Source organism: Methyloglobulus sp., assembly GCF_040079455.1.
GTDB lineage: Bacteria > Pseudomonadota > Gammaproteobacteria > Methylococcales > Methylomonadaceae > Methyloglobulus.
This window is the reverse complement of sequence record NZ_JBEBKJ010000037.1, coordinates 12,198-34,287: the sequence shown is the minus strand read 5'-3', so window position 1 is coordinate 34,287 and position 22,090 is coordinate 12,198. Positions and strand designations below refer to the sequence as shown.

Sequence of the window (22,090 nt, the reverse complement as noted above, 5' to 3'; positions counted from 1 at the left end):
TTGGTTTCGTTTACAAGAACGGCTCCAGGGATACCAACTCAGCAAATCGGAACTCGCTGAGTTGTGATTAAGAGACAGGTAACATACCCCGTCACGCGTTCGAAACACTTATGTTTTTCATATTGATTGCGCCGTGATTGATAACGGCACGCTTTGCTAAAAACGCGCCGTTATTTTAATACCATGAGTGTTTTAACTTAAAAAAGCACTGGGCTGAACTTCGGTTATTTTAATCTTCATAGTTTACATGGCCTGTCAATGCGTAACTTCTACAAACTACCAATTTGCTGAAAGATTTACAGAAAAGTTGGCTTATGAGCGGTTGTAATATTTATACTGAATATATGCGGGGATTACAGCCAAACAAACGGTAACTAGATAAAAAATTGCATAATCTATTAATAAAAAGACTTCTATACTGTAACCGTAAAACCCATAATTGAACATTTCCGAATCTCTTACAGGAACAAGACCGATAAGAATCGACGTTAATACAGTAAATATCATTCCACAAACAAGCCAAATGACTTTATATTTTTTGTAAAATGTTATGCTCTTAAAATGCTTGGCGATACACAAAGGAAGCGATGCGGGTAGTGCTACTAAAAAAGCGTACCAAAGGACAGACAAAATATCTCTAGTCAAAGAGGATAAAGGGTAATATTCCGTACCCCATTCCTGATTGGTCAATCCCTTAATTGGGAAGCCGCCAAAATTCATAAAATTATCAATAATGCCAAACCCAAGTTGATACATGCCGATATTTTCTATTTAGTTTTTAATAAATGGTGTTCCTTGCAAAAGCCAGGTACACCATTAATGTTGAAATTTTGACAGTTAATTTTGGACAGGTAAAAACTTGGTCGGTTGAGTTCTAATCCAGCTATTTTGATATAAACCAGATGAAATAGTGCGTAAAGTAGCTCTGAGAATCTGGTTAACATGTCCTGCCGCATTAATATATTTCAATTCAGGCACATATAACACACCATTGGCGTAAAGCGTTGCTGGTGACATTGAAGGTGTCGTTGTTGATTTTAAGCTGGCACTTTGTTGAAACCGGTTGCCAGAAATTAAATTAAACGAACCGCTCAGTATAGTGCCATTGTATTTTTGGATGCGCGGAATAGTCAAAATTCTGGTACGACTGTCAAAGCTTGGCATTTGCCCATAGTAAACTCTAATTGCCAGTTTATCGAGAACGCTTAAATCCGTTCTACCAAAATATAGGCTTCGGCAATAATTCATCATTGAGTTGGGATCATAGTCTGTGAAAAGTGTATTACCATATGTTGTGAATGTACCTTGTGGCAGTCTGTTTGGGTTATCATCTCTCAAAAGACACGCACCTCTTGGAGGGATCACTGGGCGATCAAATCCATATGGCCTGTTCTGCTCATGTGCTAAGCCTAAAATGTGTCCGAACTCGTGAATAGCTTCGGATTGTATGCAAATGTTGAGTGCTGTGTTTGGATTATCGCGTCGGCATCTTGCAAATAAAGTTTGTGGAGTTGAAAATGGATAATATCGGTCACTTGAAGCTTTATTGAGAGTATTCAACCTAAAATTCAATCGCATCACACCTATTTTTCCATTTCCCTGTGTCCCAAGAGCTGACATAGGATTTCCGACGTTATCCACGGTTATCCTGATGCCATTGAAAAATAATGGTGACAATGGGCATTGCCCCCAACCGGTAAATCTTGCCAATGAATACTTCTGCCATGTATTGGCAATTGCAGTCACGACGTTGGCTCTTTCTGCGGCAGTAGATTGGCTTAACTTCTCCCAACATACTGGAATATTGTAAGTTTTAGTTGTTGCCTTGTAAGGCCAAAGCACGGTATCCAAAAAATATGCCTTCGCCTTCGGAGTTGCGACAATAGGCGGGTTAACCGCCGCCTGAGCGGAAGCCGTTAGTAACATAATGAGCAGAGTACAAAGTTTATACCTTATAGTCATGAGGGTATCCTCTAAGTTGAGTTGATTTTTATTTATGCAAAACAAACCTCTAGGTTTAAATGGGTAAATGCAGCCGATGCTATGAAACAAATGAAGTGCCGTGTTGGTGTAATAACGCAAACACGGCCTAACTTGTACACAAATTCTTTCATGCTGTCAATAATAATTTAACGGTCAGTCTATAGGGCGTCAGCCGGACGGGGCATGTTGCCCCGTTCGTAGGGTTTCGACGTGGTTCAAAAACATCACCGCCGACAAAACGTGAGTAACGGGGTAACATACCCCGTCACGCATTCGGAAGGTAGGCAGGTAATATAGCCAAGTAAGCGATGGTGATATACCAGATTACAAGTCCAAATACTCCTTCGAATCCAACTAAACTTGTCACAACTCCAGTAAGTACGACTGTTATTGGTGATAATACCAAGGCACCACACAACCAGAAGGTTTTATAGGCTTGATAAAATGAATGACTTTTAAATCGCCTGGCAAGGCATAAAGGAATGAGAGCCAGCACTGACAGTAACAATGCATACCAAATCACTGAAAGCACTATTCTTGTAGTCGGAGACAAAGGGAAGCGTTCAGGACACTGGCAATCAAACGATGCTATAGGTTGTTCTAAATCGTAACGCAGGCCATTTATTGGAAAGCTAGGAAAATCAAGCCAAGAAAAGTATGACACTAAACTATACACGCCAAAACTGCTGATTGCCGATAAGCCCAGTAAGGATAAGAAGACATTTGTGCTTTTCATATGGAATTTCGCTATAAAAGATAACGACACGTTTTGCTAAAAACGCGCCGTTATTTTAGTCTTTTTTTAAATTAGAAAAGCACTGGGCTGAACTTTGTCGGCTGAATTCTAACCCAACTTCTTGTATAGACACCCGGGGTAGCTGTTTTTAATAGGGTAGCTTTAAGTACCTGGTTAACGTGTCCTGTAGGGTTAATATATTTCAGTTCTGGAATAGTTAGCGCCCCATTAGCGGATAATGTTGTAGATATCATTGACGGCGTTGTTGTAGTAACTAAACTAGCCGCTTGCTGAAATCGACCATCGGGTAACATATTAAACGACCCCGTAAGAACAACCCCATCATATCTGACAATGCGCGTATTACTGTTTGTTATAGTGCTTATGCTGAAAATAAGCGGGTAATATCGCTAAATAAGCGATGGACATATACCAAACCACAAACGAGATAATTTCAACTAACTCCCCTAAAGGCCCAATACCAGTAAGTGCGGCGGTTAACAACGAAAATACCAAGGCTCCCCACAACCAGAAAGTTTTATATGTTTGGTAAAATGAATTACTTTTGAAGCATTTGGCAAGGGATAATGGGATCGAAGACAGTACCGCCAGTAACAATCCGTACCAAATCACTGAAAGCACTATTCTTATTGTAGAAGACAAAGGGAAGCGCTCAGGACACTTTAAGCAATCAAACGGTGCTATAGGTTGATCTAAATCATAACGTAGGTCTTTTACTGGAAAGCTAGGAAAATCAATGAAATAGAAAGGATAGGCAAAACCTCCCATAATTACCCATAATCCCAATAAACAGAACGATAAGACGCTTATGTTTTTCATATTGATTTCGCCATAAAAGATAACGGCATGCTTCTATAAAAAACGCGCCGTTATGTTTAATCCTTTTTAAATTAAAAAGGTACTGGGCTGAACTTGGTCGGTTGAGTCCTCACCCAGCTTTTTGTATATACCCCAGCAGTAGCCGTTTTTATCAAGGTTGCCCTAAGAAATCTACCAAAAAAGGTGGAAAGTCGAGGAGTTCCATAAATCATTGAAGTCCAACGCAGGGTTGGCAAAGTCGCCAACCCGCACGGGCACTACCCAAAATAACCATGTGTTCATGTCGATCTACGCGGTGTTTAAGTTGGAATGTTTGAAAATAAAGCACAAGGCTAACCATTTTGCACTGCGGACGAAGTTGTTCATCAAGGCGAGCCAGATGGCGTATGCAGAATTGCAAAAATTCCGGGCTGCGTAACATCAGTTAGCCAGTTAATTTTGGACAGGTAAAAATTTGGTCGGTTGGATTCTCACCCAACTTTTTGTATATAGCCCAGCAGTATGTTTACGGTTTATTATAGTATTTGTGCTGAAGGTAGGCCGGTAATATAGCCAAGCAAGCGATGGTGATATACCAAGTTACAAGAGAAATTATGCCCTCGATCGAAGTTCCAACGTACATTTCGCCAGTAAGTACAGCGGTTAACAATAAAAATATAAAAGCCCCCCACAACCAGAAGGTTTTATACGCTTGGTAAAATGAATGACTTTTAAAACGCTTGGCAAGGCATAATGGAATGGAAGCCGGTATCGCCAATAACAATCCGTAACAAATCCCTGAAAGTATTATTCTCAGTGTCGAGGACAAAGGGATGCGTTCAAGACACTCTAAGCAATCATACGAAGCAATATTTGAATTTAAGCCGTAACGTACACCTTTTATTGGGAAGCTCAAAAAATTATCGAAAGGAAACATTCTTGGAAGGGTATTGGTAGTTACTAATAAGCCAAATACGCAGAACAAGAAGACATTTATGTTTTTCATATTGATTTCGCCGTAAAAGATAACGGCACGCTTCTATAAAAAACGCACCGTTATGTTTAATCCTTTTTAAATTGAAAAGGTACTGAACTGAACTTAGTCGGTTGGATTCTCACCCAACTTTTTGTATATAGCCCAACTGTAGGCTTACAGTTTGTTATAGTATTTGTGTTGAAGGTAGGCAGGTAATATAGCCAAGTAAGCGATGGTCATATACAAAATTGCATACGCTGTCATATCATCTAAAAATGAAATGCCGGTTAGCGCAGCTGTTACCAATAAAAATATAAAAGCTCCCCACAACATAACATATTCCGTCACGCGTTCGAATAGACAGGTAACATATCCCGTCACGCGTTCGTTATCCCCATGCTCCCCTAAATACACCGCCGGTTATTAAATAGCCAAAGATAACCAGAAGCGCGATATTTAATAACCACGTAAAAAACAGCAAACCTTCCCTGATTAGTTTTTTTAGCAATGCAAATGAGCCAAACCATAAGATTATGACGTGGCCAACTAAAATAATAGCAGCTCCGCACAGTAACAATCTATGGCTGTTTAAGTTAAATAATACAAGGTCAAGATCAAGAGGTCGAATTCAGCCGGACGGGGCATGTTGCCCCGTTCGCAGGGTTTCGACGTGGATCAACAACGTCACCGTCGGGGAAACGTGAGTGACGTAAACACGTCCTAACTTGTATGCAAATTCTTTCGTGCTGTAAGTATTTATCTAACACACATCCCTATTGTAATTACTTTAACAAACCCTGCAACAACCCATTCAACTTATGCACAAACGCCGCAGGATCGTCCAATTGTCCACCTTCGCTTAAGATAGCCTGGTCAAACAAGATGTACGTCAAATCAGCAAAGCGTTCGTCGTCCTGCTCTATTTTCAGCCGCGCCACTAAAGCATGGTTTGGGTTGATTTCAAATATCGGCTTTCTGTTCATTCCCATGCCCATACCCTGCCCGGCTTCCTTCATGATCCGTTCCATATTCAGGCTCATGCCGTAAACATCGGCAACCACACAAGCTGGGGAGTCGGTCAGGCGTTGGCTTAATTTGACTTCACTGACCTTATCTGCCAATACGTCTTTGATTTGCTTGATGACTGTCTCGAAATCTTTGCTGACTTCTTCCTGTTCTTTTTTGGCTTCCTCATCGTCCGGCGCACCTAAATCCAGGTCGCCTTTAGCAACCGATTGCAAATGTTTACCGTCAAATTCTTCTAAGTGAGAAATCAACCACTCGTCAATCCGGTCAGATAACAACAAAACTTCTATACCTTTTTTACGGAATATTTCCAGGTGTGGGCTGTTTTTGGCTGCGGCAAACGTTTCTGCTGTTACATAATAGATTTTGTCCTGACCTTCCTGCATTCGGCTAACGTATTCTTCCAAAGTAACTTCTTGCTTGTCGGTATCGGCTTGGGTCGAGGCAAAACGCAGCAATTTGGCGATGCGCTCTTTATTGCCATGATCTTCAATTGGGCCTTCTTTCAGCACTTGGCCGAATTCCGCCCAGAATTTTTCGTATTTTTCCGGCTCATTCTTGGCAACGCCTTCCAACATGCCCAGCACTTTCTTGACTGCGCCGGATTTAATGGTGCTAAGTTGTTTGCTTTGCTGCAAGATTTCCCGCGATACGTTCAATGGTAGCGAGCCAGCATCAACTATGCCGCGTATAAATCGCAGATAACGCGGCATCAGTTGTTCCGCATCATCCATGATGAAGATTTTACGCACATACAGTTTTACGCCGTGTTTAGTGTTTCTGTCCCACAGGTCGAACGGCGCACGGCTTGGCACGTAGAGCAACAAAGTGAATTCATTCGTGCCTTCTACCTTGCTATGCACATGCACGAGCGGATCTTGCCAATCGTGGCTGACGTGCTTGTAGAATTCGTTGTAGTCCTCATCCTTAATGTCCTGACGGGCTTTCATCCATAAGGCCGAGGCACTATTGACGGTTTCATCTTCGGGTTCTGGTGGGGTTTTCTCTTTGAGTTCAGCTTCCTCGCCGTCCTTTTCTTCCTCTTCCTCATAAGTCGGCATGACCTCTTTGGTCATGATAATCGGAATAGAAATGTGGTCGGAAAATTTTCGCACGATGGAACGTAGTCTATGGCTATCCAAAAATTCGTCTTCGGATTCTTTAAGATGCAAGACTATTTCCGTACCACGCTGTTCCTTGGTCACAGTTTCCAGTGTGTATTCGCCTTCTCCAGCCGATTCCCAACGTGCGGCTTCGTCTTTGCTGGCACCCGCTTTGCGTGTGGTCAGCGTGACTTTATCTGCTACGATGAAGGAAGAATAGAAACCTACACCGAATTGACCGATCAACTCGCTGTCTTTGACTTGTTCGCCCGTTAGCTTTTCAAAAAACTGTTTGGTGCCTGATTTGGCAATCGTGCCGATGTGTTCCTGCACTTCGTCACGGCTCATACCGATGCCGTTATCGGTTATGGTAATCGTGCGGTTGTCTTTATCGAATGCCAAACGTATTTTTAATTCGCTGTCGCCTTCGTAAAGATTGTCATTGGATAAGGCTTCAAAACGCAGCTTGTCCGCCGCATCTGAGCTATTAGAAATCAATTCGCGCAGAAAAATTTCCTTGTTGCTGTACAAGGAGTGAATCATCAGATGTAAGAGGTGTTTGACTTCGGTTTCAAAACCTAAGGTTTGTTTTTTTGCTTTGGCAGACATTTCCTGTTCCTAGTGTGGTGAAATAAACTGCTTTTGATGTAAGGGCAGATATTGTTTTTTCAAGGCCGAGTGGGATTTAGCAATATCCGATGATTTTGTAGACCGCATGGATTGCTAAAACCTTTAGAGTAACGCATCAAATGACCTTTGCTCACTATGACGCCATTAATCCTACCTTAATCATTCCGTCATAATATTCACTATCCGGCAATTTCAGAAATATAAGCTACCCTTCTCGGTAAGCCTAAGAAGTAGCATACGATCATTTCCATTTGGGGTTGTTGTGACCCTCCATATTTAAAGAGGTATTACGTGAGAATATATCCAAGTTTTAATTCATTGAAAGATTATCTTAGTTTAACAATACCATTTTCACTGCGACTATTAATGTTGGCGAGTGTAGTAACGACGCTAAATTTTATGCCCCCAAATGCAGCCTATGCGGCTGGTGTTGTCGGCAACGGCAGCGCGGGCAGTTGTACCGACGCGGCCTTAAATAAGGCTTTAAGCGGTGGCGGGGCGGTAAATTTTAGGTGTGGCAGTGCCGCGAAAACCATCCTCATCGGCAGCGAAAAAACGATTTCCGCCAACACGATTATTGACGGCGGTAATTTGGTTACGATTAGCGGCGGCAATTCAAAACGCCTGTTCAACGTAAAACCGGGCATACGCTTTGCGGTAAATAACCTGACCCTGGCGAATGGGCGTACCCCTGGGCAAGGCGCGGCGATCAATAGCAGCGGCTATCTGGATATTTTGACCGTAACCCATTGCAACTTCATCAATAATATTGCCACTCAACTCGGTGAAGCGGGTGGGGGTGCAATTTATAGTGCCATTGGTACGCTTGCTGTTGATAAATCGACTTTTACGGGAAACAAAGCCAGTATCGGCGGTGCCATTAGAATCCTAAACAGTAATTTAACCGTGACTGCCAGTACTTTTACCGGCAATAAAGCTGTAGATTCGAGGCTTGGCAATGGTGGGGCAATTTATGTTGATGGAGCAAAGGGCGATAACGGGCAAATTATTATTCGCGACAGCGCGTTTAAAAGTAACTCTGCAACTGCTTATGGTGGTGCGTTTTTCAATAACGTCTATAACAACAATACAACGGCAATAACCAATAGCTTATTTTTGGCCAATTCGGTTGGCGGTGGTAGCAATGGGCAGGGGGCCGCTATCTGGAGCAATGGTGATCCGGCGAAAGGTGGTCATTGGCTTACGAACACCAATAATACAACGCTCACCATCGTTAACACCACGCTAGCAGGTAATACTGCCAGTCAGCAGGGCGGTGGGATATGGATCGCCAGACATCCCAAGGGAACTATAATTAGCAGAAGCACCATTTCCGGTAACACGGCAGTTAACAGTATGGGGGGCGGCATTGTGCAGGGTGATAATGGCAAATTAACCCTTCTAAATAGCACGATTTCAAATAATATCGGCAAAGGCACTTATTCAATGGGGGCGGGTATTTACGTTGGCCGTAATGCTAAGGCTACAATTATCAATGCCACCATTGCCAATAATACCGCCAACTGGCAAGCGGGCGGGATATTTGGCGGTTCGAATGTGTCCCTCAAAAATACTATTCTCGCCAACAATGTTGCCAAGAATGGCGGCAATACTTGGAATATCAAGCACAATTGTTTTGAACCCATGGCCAACGGCGGCAACAACCTACAATTTCCAATGCCCACAGATAAAGACTGTACGCCTGGAATATTGATAGCCGATCCAAAATTAGACTTGCTTAAGAATAATGGCGGCTTAACACAAACTCGGACATTGTTATCAGGTAGCGCAGCGAGCCAGAAAGGTTCTGGCTGTCCAGCCACCGACCAGCGCGGCGCAACGCGCCCGAAACCAGTCGGCACCTATTGCGATATTGGCGCATTTGAAGCTGCATTCTAAAAGCGGGGAGTCGCTATTTTTGCGAAAGCTTGTTTTGAGGACGTCCTGTCCAAACAAGCGGCAAAAACTTAACGCGACCGCCAATGCCTGCGGCTGCCCCAGCCGCCCTGCTACCCTCGCCCCATACCCGACAAGGGGTATGGGGCATCGTTGCGCAATGACTCGACGCGATGTCGTAAAGCTGTGCATTTTCACGCCGCAAACAGCGCTTCGTGAAAACACACAGCACTATCGCTTCGGGGGACTAAAAATCTTCACTCCGCTAACGCTACGTTTCCAGGATTTTCAGCGTCGGTATTGCTAATTAAATATAGGTACCTTATAAGTTTTGGATATTCAAAGCTGCGCGGGAGGGGTGCTATGGACTGTCCGAAATGTGGTAAGCAGGCGAGTTGCAAAGATGGTTTGGCGAGCGGACGGCGCGCTATTTATGCAAAGATTGCAACCATCGCTATACGGTCGCACAGCGTTCCGGCGTTGGCGATAAAACAGTAAAGCGGCAAGCCTTGGAGCTTTACCTGGAAGGGCTTCGATTCAGGTCAATTGGCCGTGCCCTAGGATTCAGCCATGTCACGATTTTGAATTGGATCAGGGCGTTTGGCGAACAGCTCGATGCCATAAAAAACGACGATGCCGTCCAAGTGGTAGAACTGGACGAAATGCACAGTTACGTCGGCTCAAAAAAAACTATTGCTGGACAGGGATTGCTGTTGATAGATATGGAAAAAGGTTTCTCGGCTGCGTATTGGGTTCCAGGGCGACTGGCACGGGAGAAAAGCTCTGGCAAGCCGGTTGGGCAGGTGATGACGTACACTGGCAGACTTACGAGGCCTTCGTCCCCAAGGGGCGGCACACGCAGTCAAATACCCATAGGGCACAAGGGCAGAAACCTATACTGTCCGCGCAGCTAGGATATAACAGTTTGTTAAGGCATTTCCTAGCCAGGCTGCGCCGCAAATCAAAATGCTACAGCAAATGGCAATTAATTTTGCAAGCAAGTACCACTGGCATTGGTTCAAATCAACCAGGCGTCGGTTGATTTGAACCAATACCTGTTTTTAATTACTGGTTTTTCAAAAATAAACACCAACAATCCTCAAATAATCATATCCTTATAGCAGTTCTATAAAGGTGGCATGATTTTCGCTGTAAATATCTATTAGAAAACCAAATTTTTCCAACAACCGTAGGATAATAGGATAATACGCATGAGCGGAGATTCAATATCAGTGCTACCCAAGACAGGCCTGGCTGATTTAAAAGAAAACTGGCGCAGTGATTTGCTGTCCGGTTTTTGGTGTTCCTTATTGCCTTACCATTGTGTTTGGGCATTTCAATGGCCTCCGGATTCCCGCCTTCTGCGGGAATTATTACGGCCATTATCGGCGGTGTACTGGTTTCGCGTATTAGTGGCTCATTCATTACTATCAGTAGTCCGGCGGCGGGTTTAATTACAGTAGTTTTGGACGCAGTCCAAAGCTTGGGGGAAGAAGCAAACAGCGGTATCTGTGAATTTCTTGGGATGGAAGTGCATGATACGTTTTTAAAGCATCCTTTGGCGGTGCGTAGAATGAAACCGGATAATAAGAGCCGACGAAAAACCGATTATCACGGTTTGCGTTAAGGATGATGGCGTTTAGATTGAGCGTCCAGGCAATCAATTCAGGGTGTCACTTCAGAGCAGTGTGGGCATGCCGCTTGCCAACTACTTATATCTGGCTACCGCAACACATAGTTACAGGTAGCCTGTAAAGCTACCATCGAGTAATCGCAAATTCAGAATAGCTTTGTTGCACCTTGAACAGAAACAATTTGTTTGGTGTATTCTCCACACTTACTTTGGCAATAAAATATGCGTATTGTCTGTTTTCTTATTCTTGTGGTTGTTTCAATCCTTGAGATTAGTCCAATTCCCATCTCGCCCTTAGTGTTAATCTGGGTCGTGCTGTTTCGTCCAAACTGGTTTTATGAGGTAGTCCTTAAGATATACGATAAGAGGTAGAAAAATAGCTTGGGTTACGACTGCATAAGTTCAATCTTAACCTAAGCTGTGCTATTGAGTTGAACCTTGAGCCTTAGTTATGCATAAAATACTTTACCGCCCAATTGTCGTTATCAGCCTGGTATTAGGCATGTTAGTTATGGTCGAACTGCTGGCTTTGGGTAGCATTACCTGGCGAAATCTAAGCCGTATCGACAATATCAAGCAAGACATAATTCAAGGTCATGAGCTTGAACAATTGGTTTTCGAGCTTATAAACACCCCAACAATGGATTCCGGTGAGAAAATCCAACCAAGTGTGGGGCAAATCGAATTGCACAAAAAAATCAGCCATTTTTTTGCCAACCGACAAAGTGGTGAAAATGGCACAGGGTTATTATTGGACGAGATCAAACCATTTCTCCAAAACATTGAACAAGGAAAACGCCAGGACATAGCCCAAGTATTATTGGTGTCACAAAAAATACTTAACTTACAACGCAGCAACGAGGAAAAACTACTGACCCAGGTTTATCAAGACAGTCGGTTGGAGCTTAATTTTGCGGTATTTATCCCAATTGCCGTATTGCTACCTGCGTTTCTATTAGGTGTGTGGTATTTCAGGCGACAAATTTTATCTCCGCTCAGCGCACTAGAACAGTTGTTAAAACGTCTGACCGATGGCGAAATGCAGCCAATAGAAAATCGCAAAGATCCTTTGATGCAACCGCTGTTCAGCAGTTATAACCGCCTAATCCGGCGGTTAGCGGAATTGGAAGAAGAACACCTAAGTTATACCCAAACCCTGGAACGCGAAATACGCCACGCCACCCACGCCTTGCTCGAACAAAGCCACACGCTGGCACGTTCCGAGCGATTGGCGGCGGTAGGTGAGCTTGCCGCCAGCACAGCACATGAGCTACGTAACCCGTTAGCTGGTATTCAAGCGGCTTTAGAAAACGTCTGCGGTGAATGTGAAGACCCAGAAATAGCCGACCGCTTACGTTTGGTGAATGCCGAAGTAAAACGTTTAACCAGCAGCCTAAACGACCTGCTGGCGTATTCCAAACAGCAACCGGAAGTCGCCAAGCTTGTTGATATTTCCAAACTAGTAGGCGAGCTTTTGACTTTATTGAAATATCAAGTGAATGAAAACATCAAACTGATTTATGCCATTCCAGCTAATTTGCAATCTTTATTGCCGGAAACAGAATTCCGGCAAGCGTTGCTTAATCTGCTATTGAATTCTGTTCAGGAACTTGGCAAACAGGGCGGAACAATCAATCTTACGATTAATAAACAGGCGGATAAGTTGAAAGTTGAGGTGAGTGATAGTGGCAATGGTTTTCCTGAAACCCTGTTGTCACAAGGTGTACGAGCTTTTGCGAGTTACCGCGAACATGGCACTGGGCTGGGATTGTCTATGGTATTACGCTTTGCCCGTTCGCTAGGTGGGCAGTTAAATCTACAAAATGATAGCCAAGGCCACGCTTGCGCGACGTTGACCGTACCGGTGGGTGTATGAAAGATACCTTATTGATTATCGAAGACGAAGCTTTGCTGGGTAATGAACTGGCGCGGTTTTTCCGAAAACAGCACTGGGATGTTAGTGTGGTAACCGACCTCAAAAGTTCTAAACAGTTGTTAACTGGGCAGGGCATTGAACCCATCGTCATTTTATCGGATATGAATTTGCCAGATGGCAACGCTTTAGATTTTTTAGAACTGATCGGAAGTAGTTTGCAACACGCAGAATGGATATTTTTGACGGGCTACGGCAGTGTTACCGATTCGGTACGTGCCTTGCGCTTGGGTGCGTATGATTTCATCGAAAAACCCTGTGAACTGGACAGGCTGCACATGCTGGTGGAAGGCGCGGCCCGTAGCGCCAGGGCGCAACGGCGCTTGCAACAAGAAACCAAGCAGCATTTCAACCGTTACACATACGATGCGCTGGTTGGTCGCAGTCAAAAAACTGGGCAGCTTCGGGAAATGCTCAAGCAATTGGCGAACGTGCCGTTTTCCAGTCTGGTCCTTAGCGGCGAAACAGGCACAGGCAAAGGCTTGGTGACGCGCATCCTGCATTACTCAGGGAGTCGTGCCAGCAAGCCCTTGGTGGAGCTCAATTGTGCTGCCATACCCAAAGATTTGCTGGAATCCGAGTTGTTCGGTTATGAAGCCGGGGCGTTCACAGGCGCAAAAAAACGCCATCGAGGTCTGTTGGAGCAAGCGGATACGGGGACAATTTTCCTGGACGAAATCGGCGAACTGGATTTGGATTTGCAAGGTAAGCTGCTCAAGGCGGTGGAAGAATTGCGGTTTCGGCGACTGGGCAGTGAAAGTATGGTTGAAGTTGATGTCCAGATCATCGCCGCCACCAACCGCGATCTACTGCAAAAAGTCAAAAGTGGTGAGTTTCGTCAAGATCTGTACCACCGTCTCAGCGTGTTAAACATCCATATTCCGCCATTGCGCGAACGAAAAGAGGACTTACGCGATTTAGTGCCACAATTTGTTGCCGACTGTAGTATCAAATCGGGCAAACATATCAAAACGATACCCGAAAGCGTATGGGAACAATTGGAAGCTTACGATTGGCCGGGCAATATCCGCGAATTGCATAATGTAATTGAACGTTGCGTGTTGTTTGCAGATAGCGAGGTATTTCCGGCGCAATGGCTGCAATTCCCGAATGACAGTGAAGATATGTCAGTCGCGGAGAATGAAGGCATGTACATTCCACTGGACGGGAGTTTATCGCTACAGGATATGGAAAAACATATCATTCAAGAAGCCCTGCATCGGGCTAACTACAACGTCACTGCGGCTGCGCGCATGTTAGGCGCAACGCGAGAAACCATGCGCTATCGGGTGCAAAAATACCATCTTAAGTACGATCAGGATTGAATGATGGACGCGGGGAGCATAAGATGTCGTGATGTTAATCCATTCTCAGGAGTACAAAGCAAGCTTTGCCAGTGGTGGACAAGTACAAAGCAAGCTTTGCACTCCATTGTTGTTATCATTAGTCCTTAACTCAACAACACTGGGTATGCATCTCCCGCCTGTGCCGATATGTGCCTTCGTCCTTGAACCGGAAGTTCAAGTGGGGACAGGGCCGATAAATCAGGCTTCTCGTCTAAACGGGCATGCACACCATTAGCGGTATTTGCCCCCTGGGTAAAAACAGGTTCAGGAAATACCCGGCACACTGTCGAACACTACAGGAGATACAGGCTTATAGTTTACCCTGATTAGCGTTTTTCCAAAATATTTTCGATTTTACCCATCATGCTATCGAAACAGTCTTTCCAACCCTGACTTAATACCGGCGGACTTTGCTTTTTCAAGGTTTGTAACTCATGGCTCAAATTTAGCGCAGCCATCACGGCAATCCGCTCAGCATTGCCAACTTTACCGGAATCACGCATTTTGCACATTTGGGCATCTAGCTCGCTGGCGGAGCGGATGAGGTTTTCCTGCTCTTGCGATTCACAGGCAATTTTGTATTCCTTACCCATGATGGTGAGCAAAACAGTTTGGGGTTTAACGCTCATTAACTTTGCCCCATTGCTTTTAACCGCGAAATCATGGCTTCAACCCGATTTCTGGCTATGGTAGTTTTTTCTAGAAGATAGGCTTTTTCTCGGACTAAATCATCCTGCTTACTCTTCAAGGTCTCATTTTCATTTTTGACTGAATCGTACAAGTCTATGAATTGATCCAGCTTTGTTTCAAGATCCCTTAACTCTAAGGATTGATAAGGTTCTTTATCGGTCATGGCATCACTTTGATTAGGTGGGTAGTCAACGGTTTAATGGACTATGGGTTGCCGTTTGTAAAAGCTATGGCAAGATAGCTGTAACTAAGCGTAACAATCCTGCATTAGCTTAATCATAAACAAATCTTTGATAAATGGTAGCATAAGCCTATTACATTTTAGTATAGTTGAATCATTTAGACACATGCAATATCAAGACATTGACACAATAGTTGCAAAAAACGATGCCGAGCTTTCCGCAGCGGAAGCGCACGGTATGGCGGCGGGTATGTTATGCGTTAATGATCGGACGGAACTTCGGTTTTGGTTGCAGGAATTACTGAAAGATGCCGATGACATTAGTGATGAAGACCGTTCACTTCTGGAAGATTTATTTGAGGACATCAGAAACTTGTTGGCTGGCGATGAATTTGCCTTTGAACTGTTGCTTCCTGATGATGATTTCCCACTTAACGAACAGGTAGAAGCCTTAAGAAAATGGTGTCAGGGCTTTTTATTTGGACTCGGCTCTACGTCTTCAACAACCGATTCAACACCAAATTGGTCGGAAGAAATACGCGAAGTCGTCAAAGATATTGCCGAAATCACTAAACTTGACTCAGATGCTGAGGACGACGAGGCAGAGAATGATTTTATGGAAATCACTGAATATCTCCGAGCTGCTGTCATCTTTCTACGGACAGAACTAAACTCAGCGGATAACCGCACCGTACATTAAGCGATAGACAAACATGAAACAAAGCGAATTCAAAAAACGCCGCAAGCAGTTAATGCAGCGAATCGGCAAAGGTAATATTGCCTTGCTGGGCAGCTCATCAACCAAAATCCGTAACCGTGACGTGCATTATCCGTATCGGCAAGACAGCGACTTTTATTACCTGACCGGTTTTTCTGAACCAAATGCCTTGGCAGTATTCATTCCAGGTCGCGAGCAAGGCGAATACATTTTGTTTTGTCGTGAATTCGATGAAGCCAAAGCCTTGTGGGAAGGCGCACATGCAGGCTTGGAAGGCGCAACCGGCCATTATCAAGCCGATGATGCGTTTCCTATCGATGATTTGGATGACATCTTACCAGGCATGTTGGAAAACAAGCATAAGGTTTTTTATCCCATGGGACGGGATTCCGACCTGGATCATCACCTGCTGGATTGGATCAACCACATCAAAAGCCAGTCCAGGTCGGGGTTGGTTGCACCTGGGGAGTTGGTGTCGCTAGAACATATCTTACATGAAATGCGCCTGTTCAAAAGTCCAGAAGAAATCAAGTTGATGCGCCGTGCTGGCGAGGTTTCCGCAGCAGGACACGTACGTGCTATGCAAACTTGCAAGGCTGGTATGTATGAGTATCAAATTGAAGCTGAGCTAGTGCATCATTTCATGCAGGAAGGGCTGCGATCTGTCGCTTATCCTTCTATCGTGGCAGGCGGTAAAAATGCTTGTGTGCTGCATTACACCGAAAATACCGATAAGCTGAAAAACGGCGATTTACTGCTGATCGACGCAGGTGCCGAATGCGACCATTATGCCGCCGATATTACCCGTACCTTTCCGGTATCTGGACGGTTTAGTGAGCCGCAAAAGCAACTTTATCAATTGGTTTTAGATGCCCAAACTGCCGCCATCGAGCAAATCAAACCCGGTACGCCTTGGCACAATGCGCATGATGCCTCGGTTGAGGTGCTGACCAAAGGCTTAGTTGCCTTGGGTTTGCTGGAGGGTAAAGTAAAAGCCCTTATCAAGAAAGAAAAATTCAAACAGTTTTATATGCACCGTATCGGTCACTGGCTAGGAATGGATGTCCATGATGTTGGTGATTACAAAATAGACCAAAAATGGCGTTTGCTGGAGCCAGGCATGGTGCTTACCATCGAACCCGGCTTGTATATCCCCGTAGACTGCAAAACCGTGGATGAAAAGTGGCGCGGCATTGGCATACGCATCGAAGATGACCTGTTAGTAACAGAACACGGCTACGAAATCCTGACCAATGCCGTGCCTAGAACGGTAGCGGGAATAGAAGCCTTGATGCAGGGCGGCTAATGCAAGAAACCGTCCGCTCATTCGATGTCGTCATAGTTGGTGGTGGTCTGGCAGGAAACTGTCTGGCCTTGGCGCTCAACGGTAGCGGCTTGCGGGTTGCCATCATTGAAGCCAACACCAAGGAACACATGCTGCATTCAGCGATGGGCGACCGTGCGTTGGCCTTGGCCGCTGGCACGATTACGACATTAGAAGCTTTGGGCATTTGGCAAGGCATTCAGGCAAAAGCGACTGCCATTACGGATATACACGTATCAGACCGAGGGCATTTCGGCAAAGTCCGGCTGTCCGCACGAAAACTAAAGGTCACAGCCTTGGGTTATGTGATAACTGCGCGGGACATTGAAACACACGTTGCGGAACTGGTCGATCAAACAGGGATTACCCAGCTTTGCCCGGCACGCCTGGTTGGGCTTATGTCTGGAGAAAAGGAAGTCAACGCCAGCATAAAATACCAGGAAGAGTCGCTGTGCTTATCGGCAAAATTGCTGGTTGGCGCGGACGGCGGCAATTCATCGGTACGGAAATTGCTGGACATATCCCAGCAGGTTACCGAATACGGTCAAACCGCCCTGGTCACCAAGGTAAAAACCTCGTTGCCGCACCGGAATATTGCTTACGAACGGTTTACAGGATCAGGGCCCTTGGCGCTGCTACCCATAGGTAAAAACCGTTGTTCGGTGGTCTGGACACGTAGCACAGAAGAGGCAGGTTCGCTTATGTCAGGCAGTGAAAATGACTTCATGGAGGCCTTACAGCACTGTTTCGGCTATCGGCTGGGGCAACTTACCTTAGCTGCGCCAAGGCGGGCATTTCCGGTTTCACTTATCCGTGCCGATCGTATGCACTCAGGTCGTGCAGTCATTATCGGCAATGCCGTTCATCAACTACATCCCGTGGCAGGGCAGGGTTTTAACTTGGGTTTGCGCGATGTCGAACAATTGGCGGACATGGTTCTCAAACAACATGAGCAAGGCGAAGACATAGGCTCGGCAACATTCCTAAACGATTATGTAACCGCACGCGAACAAGACCACCGCCGAACCATCACCTTTACCGACACGCTGGTAAAGCTATTTTCCAATGACTGGCTGGCACTTGCCGCCGCCAGGAATTTCGGCCTTGCTGCGCTGGATCATTTACCTGCTGCGAAAGCTTTTTTATCAAGGCATGCGATGGGATTAGCGCAGCGGTTGCCAGGTCTTGGCAATCGTCTAAAACCTGACCATTAAAACTATGTTCAGACAGCCCATCAAAACAAACAGCTCCATAGAAGTGAATGCCTATATCCTAAGCGCTGGGATTATTACATCCATAATTACGCGTCATTCGCTATTGGGAAATTAAAAAATCAAAATTGTTCCAAATTGAGTTTACCAAATTCGCCTGTATCTGTTATATTCCGACACGGTGATAGGGTTTGCTAGCAGCATGGACTGAGTTTGAGTTTAACGGATAGCAAAATCAAAATTAATTTAAAAGATGAGGAATCGTTATGACAGAAGGGTTGTTTGTATTAACCACATTATTTGTTGCTTATGTTATCTATGTCATCATAAATGAAAAGAAAGCTGGCAACATAGCCACAAAATCCACAGCGTCGGCTACTCCGCCTAAGCAACAGGTATCAGTCGCAGAAAAGCCAGCGGTTGCGGTTATCAAGCCTAACCCTGTTCCTGCCGCTAAACCAGCCGTTGCTAAACCGGTTGCGGCAGCAAAAAAACCTGCTGTGGCTGCTGCTCCCAAACTAGCACCGGTGGTTGCGTCTAAACCAGTAGCTGCACCTAAACCGGCAATGGTAGCAGCACCAGAAGCCATCAAAGGGTCTGGCTTGAAAGATCCTAAAACAGGCGAAGTCGCAACTACCTACAGTAACTACCGATTTACCAAACGGTGGATAAAAGAAGCATTGGTTGAGGAAAAACTGGTGGATAAAGTTTATAAGAATGATGAGTTGAATGCCGGTGTTGAAGCCAAAATTAAGGCCGGTCTGACTAAGCTTGAAGGTATGAAAAAATATAAGCCTTAATTTTTCTCGCCCACGGTATAGTGGGTTGGAAAGTAGTGTTGATAAGGCTTTAGACAAACTGTATTGCACAGTTTTTCTTTAGCCTTTAGCTCTCTTAATTATTCCTCCATATTCAGCTTTTTCAGGCGATAACGAAACGACCTGAACGTAAGCCCTAACTGTTTCGCTGCCGCCGTTTTATTCCATTTGTTTTCTTCTAAAGCGGTTGTAATGGCTTTGCGTTCTATCCCGTCCAGATAATCTTCCAGGCTTTCCACAGCAGGATCGTAGTCGGGCTGTTCGGAATCACTATCGCTAAAGTTACTTGCAACCAAAGGTAAATTCAGGTCATCCACATCTATGGTGTTGCCATCATATAAAGCTAAGGCTCTTTCAAGAATATTTTCCAGCTCTCGCACATTCCCAGGAAAGCGGTATCGTTGTAGAGCGGTTAAAGCGGATGCTGAAATCAAAGGCATCTTGTCGTCCACTGTTAACTTATTCAATACATGCTCTGTCAGCATAGGTATATCCGCTGACCTTTCCCTTAAAGGCGGCAAAACTAGGTCGATAACATTGATCCGGTAATACAAATCCTGCCTAAACACCCCGGCCTTAACCATATCTGCAAGATTACGATGGGTAGCACTAAGCAGGCGCACATCAACCGGAACTTCCATTTGCTCACCCACTGGGCGAACCTTCTTTTCCTGGATGGCGCGAAGCAACTTGACCTGCAGCACTTGCGGTAAGTCAGCTACTTCATCGAGAAACAGCGTACCGCCATCGGCAGCCTGGAATAGCCCTTTTTTATCGCTGACTGCCCCCGTAAAACTGCCTTTCTTATGTCCGAAAAACTCACTTTCCATCAATTCATGCGGAATAGCCCCACAGTTAATTGCAACAAACGTTTTGTCACCCCGCGAGCTTTGCTGATGAATCAACCGCGCCACTAATTCCTTACCTGAGCCTGACTCCCCGCTGATATAAACGGGAGCTTGGCTTCGCGCCAGCTTGTCAATTCTTGAGCGGATATCACGCATGATCGAGGAATCGCCCAACAAAGTATCTCGTGTTCGTCGTTCTTTCGGGGCGTCGGGATTGGAAAGCTTTAATGCGCTCCTAATAAGCTGCCGCAATCCAGCTAAATCAATGGGTTTGGAGACAAAATCGAAAGCGCCCTTTTTCATCGCTTGAATGGCGGTATCCATGCTTCCGTGAGCGGTAATAACAGCAACGGGTAACGGCCTTGGCAGCTTCTGAATGTATTCAACCAGATTTAAACCGTCGCCATCAGGTAACTTCATATCGGTCAGGCACAAATCAAACGACTTTTGTTGCAGCCATGCCTTCGCATCCTCAATGTTCTCAGCAGAATGGGTTTGAATATCCATTCTATCCAACGTTAACTCTAAAAGTTCGCGGATATCCGGTTCGTCATCGACAATTAAAGCTAATGGTTTTCTCATAGTTCAATGGTGGTAAGGTTTGCATCCCGTAAGCATAGTCTAAAGCAGCTACGATTTTCATCCGTTAAATAGTAGCTCAATTTCGCTTGGTTTAATTCTGCTAATTCCCGTGAGATATAAAGACCCAGGCCTGTACCTCGAGTTGATGTCGTAAAAAACGGCTCGAAGAGCTGCTTAAGATGTTCAGGACTAATACCAGAACCGTTATCTATGACTTCTATACAAGGCTCATGGCGGTCGTATTGCATTCGTACCAATATCGACCCAAGCTCAGGATTACCATACCTTAAAGCATTTTGGCATAAATTATCCATGATTTGCTTTAAATGTCCGGGGTCGATAAATACCCACATTGGAATATTACTCAAAGAAAGCTTAAATACATGAGCCGTCGCATTTGTGTACTCAATATAAAAATTATCAAGATAATCATTTAGCCACTGCGCTAAATCTATTTTTTCGCGACTGGAATCTGTTCTTTTAGATAAATTCAATATATCTTCAATGATTTGGTTTACCCTACTTGAATTGGTTTGGATGATATTGGTCAAGCGCAGGTCTTGGCTTGTTAACTGAGCACTTTCCGACAGCAATTGACCAGCGTGACTAATAGCACCTAATGGATTGCGTATTTCATGAGCGATGCTTGCTGTGAGCCTACCCAAAGATGCGAGCTTGCTTTGCTGCAAACGTTGATTGTATAAGGCTATATCTTCAAGGATAATCATGAAAAAGACTTGGCTTTGAGTCGGCAGCGTCATAAAACGACTTTGGATTTCTGCCTTACCTGACAACTGCAACATGGCCACATTCTGTTCTGGTGTGTGTAACCAATTTTGAAAAGTTTGTGATAAATGCCTAGAAATCTCGATAAGCTTTTCCGGCATTTCACATAAATTCACTAGCCGCAGTGCCGCCTGGTTTGCCATCTGAATAATTTGATGTTCATCGGTAATAATAATACCCGATTGCAAATGCTGAATAATGTATTGGTTGAGTTCTTCCAGTCGTAATATAGTGAGCTGCTGTTGGTCAGCAAGCAGTAACATTTGCTCTGAGCGTCTAGCCAAAACCAATGACAACATGGCGATTGCAAAATAAGTAGCACCCAGCATACCTGCGTACGTGTAGCTGGTTTTGGCAAACAAAAGATTCTGGGCTGCATACATCTCCTCCGACAGTATCGCTAAACTAGCTATAGCCGCAAAAACTAACGCACAACGTCCACCAATCAATAATCCGCCCGCCGCCACCGAAACAGCGAGCAGAATGCCCACGCCGCTTTTAACGCCGCCAGAAGCAAACATCAGCAAGGTAAGCATAATGATGTCGGTAAAAATCAGTAGCTGCGCCAACAGGCTGTAGCCCAGAACCCGCCAAAAGATGCAAATACCCAGGATGACAGTCAATATCAAATAGGCAAAACTCGTGTACTTATACAAGTAACCGTCATACGAAGTAGCTGATAAAGGCTCAAATCGAAAATAAAAAAGCAGGGCAATAGAACAAGCGAGAACAAAACGATAAATATAAAAAATTTTAAGTAATTGCCACGCTTGGCTAGCTGGCATCCCATAACCTTTAGAAAAAGGGCAGGGATAAATCATCGTTGAGGTATTAGTGGGCATCTTGGAACT

The 22,090-nt window shown here is 44.7% G+C and carries 17 protein-coding genes, 1 other RNA gene and 3 pseudogenes; 10 read left to right on the top strand and 11 right to left on the bottom strand.

The window, feature by feature from the left end; all coding sequences use genetic code 11:
- Window positions 1-312: 312 nt before the first annotated feature.
- The 4 genes from ABL924_RS09690 to ABL924_RS09675 form a co-directional block, all read right to left on the bottom strand.
- Entirely contained in the window at window positions 313-756 is a 444-nt protein-coding gene (locus ABL924_RS09690; RefSeq protein WP_349026888.1) for a hypothetical protein, read from the bottom strand.
- 81 nt (window positions 757-837) lie between these two features.
- Window positions 838-2,082 carry a hypothetical protein gene (locus ABL924_RS09685; protein ID WP_349026887.1) on the bottom strand — a complete coding sequence of 415 codons (1,245 nt, stop codon included), beginning with the start codon at window positions 2,080-2,082 and terminating at the stop codon, window positions 838-840.
- A 166-nt stretch (window positions 2,083-2,248) separates the two neighbouring features.
- Window positions 2,249-2,719: a hypothetical protein gene (locus ABL924_RS09680; protein WP_349026886.1), complete on the bottom strand. Its 471-nt coding sequence runs from the start codon at window positions 2,717-2,719 to the stop codon at window positions 2,249-2,251.
- 363 nt (window positions 2,720-3,082) lie between these two features.
- A complete protein-coding gene (locus ABL924_RS09675) occupies window positions 3,083-3,559 on the bottom strand; it encodes a hypothetical protein (RefSeq protein ID WP_349026885.1) in 477 nt (158 codons plus the stop codon).
- Window positions 3,560-3,731: 172 nt separating this feature from the next.
- Here ABL924_RS09675 and ABL924_RS09670 point away from each other — a divergent pair.
- A pseudogene (locus ABL924_RS09670) lies at window positions 3,732-3,977 on the top strand (IS701 family transposase); the annotation flags it as partial.
- A gap of 87 nt (window positions 3,978-4,064) precedes the next feature.
- Here ABL924_RS09670 and ABL924_RS09665 read toward each other — a convergent pair.
- Window positions 4,065-4,544: a hypothetical protein gene (locus ABL924_RS09665; protein ID WP_349026884.1), complete on the bottom strand. Its 480-nt coding sequence runs from the start codon at window positions 4,542-4,544 to the stop codon at window positions 4,065-4,067.
- Window positions 4,545-5,296: 752 nt separating this feature from the next.
- The gene (htpG, locus tag ABL924_RS09660) at window positions 5,297-7,252 is read right to left on the bottom strand and encodes a molecular chaperone HtpG (protein ID WP_349026883.1); all 1,956 of its coding nucleotides are present in this window, start codon (window positions 7,250-7,252) and stop codon (window positions 5,297-5,299) included.
- A 420-nt stretch (window positions 7,253-7,672) separates the two neighbouring features.
- Here htpG and ABL924_RS09655 point away from each other — a divergent pair, with 420 nt between their 5' ends.
- The 5 genes and pseudogenes from ABL924_RS09655 (at window position 7,673) to ABL924_RS09635 (ending at window position 14,060) form a co-directional block, all read left to right on the top strand.
- A complete protein-coding gene (locus ABL924_RS09655) occupies window positions 7,673-9,172 on the top strand; it encodes a choice-of-anchor Q domain-containing protein (protein WP_349026882.1) in 1,500 nt (499 codons plus the stop codon).
- Window positions 9,173-9,532: 360 nt separating this feature from the next.
- Window positions 9,533-10,211 (top strand): annotated as a pseudogene (locus tag ABL924_RS09650) (IS1 family transposase).
- A gap of 169 nt (window positions 10,212-10,380) precedes the next feature.
- A pseudogene (locus tag ABL924_RS09645) lies at window positions 10,381-10,676 on the top strand (SulP family inorganic anion transporter); the annotation flags it as partial.
- Window positions 10,677-11,253: 577 nt separating this feature from the next.
- Window positions 11,254-12,678, top strand: a complete 1,425-nt coding sequence (locus ABL924_RS09640; RefSeq protein ID WP_349026881.1) for an ATP-binding protein — start codon at window positions 11,254-11,256, stop codon at window positions 12,676-12,678.
- Complete coding sequence (locus ABL924_RS09635; RefSeq protein ID WP_349026880.1) at window positions 12,675-14,060, top strand: sigma-54 dependent transcriptional regulator; 1,386 nt, start codon at window positions 12,675-12,677, stop codon at window positions 14,058-14,060. The genes ABL924_RS09640 and ABL924_RS09635 overlap by 4 nt, the downstream gene beginning before the upstream one ends.
- 147 nt (window positions 14,061-14,207) lie before the next feature.
- Here the strand turns inward: ABL924_RS09635 and ssrS are convergent.
- The 3 genes from ssrS to ABL924_RS09620 all read right to left on the bottom strand — a co-directional run bounded on the left by ssrS (window position 14,208) and on the right by ABL924_RS09620 (window position 14,934).
- Window positions 14,208-14,386: non-coding RNA, 6S RNA (ssrS, locus tag ABL924_RS09630), on the bottom strand.
- 21 nt (window positions 14,387-14,407) lie between these two features.
- The gene (locus ABL924_RS09625) at window positions 14,408-14,710 is read right to left on the bottom strand and encodes a cell division protein ZapA (protein ID WP_349026879.1); all 303 of its coding nucleotides are present in this window, start codon (window positions 14,708-14,710) and stop codon (window positions 14,408-14,410) included.
- On the bottom strand, window positions 14,710-14,934 hold the full coding sequence (locus ABL924_RS09620) for a TIGR02449 family protein (protein WP_349026878.1): 225 nt from the start codon (window positions 14,932-14,934) through the stop codon (window positions 14,710-14,712). The genes ABL924_RS09625 and ABL924_RS09620 overlap by 1 nt, the downstream gene beginning before the upstream one ends.
- A gap of 184 nt (window positions 14,935-15,118) precedes the next feature.
- On the opposite strand from ABL924_RS09620, the gene ABL924_RS09615 reads away from it, so the two are divergent.
- The 4 genes from ABL924_RS09615 (at window position 15,119) to ABL924_RS09600 (ending at window position 19,005) form a co-directional block, all read left to right on the top strand.
- A complete protein-coding gene (locus tag ABL924_RS09615) occupies window positions 15,119-15,652 on the top strand; it encodes a UPF0149 family protein (protein WP_349026877.1) in 534 nt (177 codons plus the stop codon).
- Between the two features lie 13 nt (window positions 15,653-15,665).
- Window positions 15,666-16,976, top strand: a complete 1,311-nt coding sequence (gene pepP, locus ABL924_RS09610; protein WP_349026876.1) for a Xaa-Pro aminopeptidase — start codon at window positions 15,666-15,668, stop codon at window positions 16,974-16,976.
- Window positions 16,976-18,208, top strand: coding sequence for a 2-octaprenyl-6-methoxyphenyl hydroxylase (ubiH, locus tag ABL924_RS09605; protein ID WP_349026875.1), 1,233 nt, complete (start codon window positions 16,976-16,978; stop codon window positions 18,206-18,208). The genes pepP and ubiH overlap by 1 nt, the downstream gene beginning before the upstream one ends.
- Window positions 18,209-18,471: 263 nt before the next feature.
- Window positions 18,472-19,005 (top strand): hypothetical protein, encoded by a 534-nt coding sequence (locus ABL924_RS09600; protein ID WP_349026874.1) that lies wholly within the window; start codon window positions 18,472-18,474, stop codon window positions 19,003-19,005.
- Between the two features lie 98 nt (window positions 19,006-19,103).
- On the opposite strand, the gene ABL924_RS09595 is transcribed toward ABL924_RS09600, so the two are convergent.
- Together ABL924_RS09595 and ABL924_RS09590 are read right to left on the bottom strand one after the other, a co-directional pair.
- On the bottom strand, window positions 19,104-20,453 hold the full coding sequence (locus ABL924_RS09595; RefSeq protein WP_349026873.1) for a sigma-54 dependent transcriptional regulator: 1,350 nt from the start codon (window positions 20,451-20,453) through the stop codon (window positions 19,104-19,106).
- The gene (locus tag ABL924_RS09590) at window positions 20,450-22,081 is read right to left on the bottom strand and encodes a HAMP domain-containing sensor histidine kinase (protein WP_349026872.1); all 1,632 of its coding nucleotides are present in this window, start codon (window positions 22,079-22,081) and stop codon (window positions 20,450-20,452) included. The genes ABL924_RS09595 and ABL924_RS09590 overlap by 4 nt, the downstream gene beginning before the upstream one ends.
- Between the last annotated feature and the right edge of the window lie 9 nt (window positions 22,082-22,090).

Excerpts from the sequence above, each read along its gene's own strand:
- ABL924_RS09625 (WP_349026879.1), bottom strand. The coding sequence starts at position 14,710 with ATGAGCGTTAAACCCCAAACTGTTTTGCTCACCATCATGGGTAAGGAA.
- ABL924_RS09620 (WP_349026878.1), bottom strand. The coding sequence starts at position 14,934 with ATGACCGATAAAGAACCTTATCAATCCTTAGAGTTAAGGGATCTTGAA.
- ABL924_RS09680 (WP_349026886.1), bottom strand. The coding sequence starts at position 2,719 with ATGAAAAGCACAAATGTCTTCTTATCCTTACTGGGCTTATCGGCAATC.
- ABL924_RS09590 (WP_349026872.1), bottom strand. The coding sequence starts at position 22,081 with ATGCCCACTAATACCTCAACGATGATTTATCCCTGCCCTTTTTCTAAA.
- pepP (WP_349026876.1), top strand. The coding sequence starts at position 15,666 with ATGAAACAAAGCGAATTCAAAAAACGCCGCAAGCAGTTAATGCAGCGA.
- ABL924_RS09655 (WP_349026882.1), top strand. The coding sequence starts at position 7,673 with ATGCCCCCAAATGCAGCCTATGCGGCTGGTGTTGTCGGCAACGGCAGC.
- ABL924_RS09690 (WP_349026888.1), bottom strand. The coding sequence starts at position 756 with ATGTATCAACTTGGGTTTGGCATTATTGATAATTTTATGAATTTTGGC.
- htpG (WP_349026883.1), bottom strand. The coding sequence starts at position 7,252 with ATGTCTGCCAAAGCAAAAAAACAAACCTTAGGTTTTGAAACCGAAGTC.
- ABL924_RS09665 (WP_349026884.1), bottom strand. The coding sequence starts at position 4,544 with ATGAAAAACATAAATGTCTTCTTGTTCTGCGTATTTGGCTTATTAGTA.
- ABL924_RS09595 (WP_349026873.1), bottom strand. The coding sequence starts at position 20,453 with ATGAGAAAACCATTAGCTTTAATTGTCGATGACGAACCGGATATCCGC.
- ubiH (WP_349026875.1), top strand. The coding sequence starts at position 16,976 with ATGCAAGAAACCGTCCGCTCATTCGATGTCGTCATAGTTGGTGGTGGT.
- ABL924_RS09675 (WP_349026885.1), bottom strand. The coding sequence starts at position 3,559 with ATGAAAAACATAAGCGTCTTATCGTTCTGTTTATTGGGATTATGGGTA.
- ABL924_RS09600 (WP_349026874.1), top strand. The coding sequence starts at position 18,472 with ATGACAGAAGGGTTGTTTGTATTAACCACATTATTTGTTGCTTATGTT.
- ABL924_RS09635 (WP_349026880.1), top strand. The coding sequence starts at position 12,675 with ATGAAAGATACCTTATTGATTATCGAAGACGAAGCTTTGCTGGGTAAT.
- ABL924_RS09640 (WP_349026881.1), top strand. The coding sequence starts at position 11,254 with ATGCATAAAATACTTTACCGCCCAATTGTCGTTATCAGCCTGGTATTA.
- ABL924_RS09615 (WP_349026877.1), top strand. The coding sequence starts at position 15,119 with ATGCAATATCAAGACATTGACACAATAGTTGCAAAAAACGATGCCGAG.